This is a genomic window from Arthrobacter sp. Dra40, from assembly GCF_059091905.1.
This window is the reverse complement of record NZ_JBNHHB010000508.1, coordinates 1-1,174: the sequence shown is the minus strand read 5'-3', so window position 1 is coordinate 1,174 and position 1,174 is coordinate 1. Positions and strand designations below refer to the sequence as shown.

Here is a 1,174-nt window from a genome sequence, read left to right as displayed (position 1 = left end):
TCGCTTTGGTTGAACGGTTCCTCGCTGGTGAGACTGCCCCTGATCTCGCAGCAGAAGTCAGCTTGTCGTCGCCTCGCCTGCTCGAAACGTGGGTACGAGCATATCGCCGGGAGGGTGCGGATGCGTTGCGTCCCAAGCCTAAAGGCAGACCCAGGAAACCTGATGTGCCCCCGCCCGCGGAGTTGTCCGAGGTGGAGCGGTTGCGGCGCGAGAACGAACGGTTGCGGGCTGAAGTGGCCTACCTGGGAAAATTGCGGGCCTTGAGGGCGCAGGAACGACGGTGAAGGTTCAGGCCATCATCGCTCTCAAGGCTGACTTTCCCCTACCCGTTCTGCTGCAGGTCGCCGGCCTCGCCCGGTCAACGTTCTATTATCACCAGGCCCGCCTCCAAGCCCCGGATCCGAACAAGGAACTCAAGACGGCAGTCGCGGAAATCTTTGCGAAGAACCATGGCAGATACGGGCACCGCCGCATCCACACTGAACTGGTCAAGAAGGGCTGGACGATCGCGAAGAAGACCGTGCTGAAGCTGATGCGTTCCCTGCGGCTGGTTTGCAAAGTCCGGCGAAGGAAGCGCTACAACTCCTACCAGGGCGAGCAGGGCGCCGTGGCCCCCAACCTGCTGAACCGGGAGTTCGAAGCCGATGCCCCGAACCAGAAGTGGGTCACGGATGTGACCGAGTTCAGCGTCGGAGATCGGAAACTCTACCTCTCGCCGGTCATGGACCTCTTCGACCGGCAGATCATCTCCTACACACTGGGCCCGTCTCCAAACCTGGAGCTCACCAACACCTCACTGCGTCAAGCTCTGACAACGCTCTCCTGCGGCCAGAATCCGCTCGTGCATTCCGACCAAGGTTTCCAGTACCAGCACCTCTCCTGGCGGAAGCTTCTGCAGAACGCCGGCGCCGTCCAGTCGATGTCCCGCAAGGGCAACTGCTATGACAACGCCGTGATGGAGAACTTTTTCGGACACCTCAAGGAAGAGCTCTTCCACCACGTTCGATTCCTCAACATCGAGGCGCTGCAGTCCGCACTGCATGAGTACGTGCATTGGTACAACACCGAAAGAATCTCAACAAAGCTCAAGGGCCTGAGCCCGGTGCAATACCGTGCTCAGGCCCTCGCCGCCTAGGCTCTTATTTAGCCAGTCCAACTTTCGGGGCCCAGTTCA

General features: G+C 60.1%; 2 protein-coding genes. Both read left to right on the top strand.

The features are described from left to right. On the top strand, nt 1–284 hold a 284-nt coding region (locus AC5RWT_RS37610), incomplete at its 5' end, for a helix-turn-helix domain-containing protein (protein WP_494084654.1). Then, a complete protein-coding gene (locus tag AC5RWT_RS37605) occupies nt 281–1,135 on the top strand; it encodes an IS3 family transposase (RefSeq protein WP_494084653.1) in 855 nt (284 codons plus the stop codon). The genes AC5RWT_RS37610 and AC5RWT_RS37605, both read left to right, overlap by 4 nt. Nucleotides 1,136–1,174: the final 39 nt, after the last annotated feature.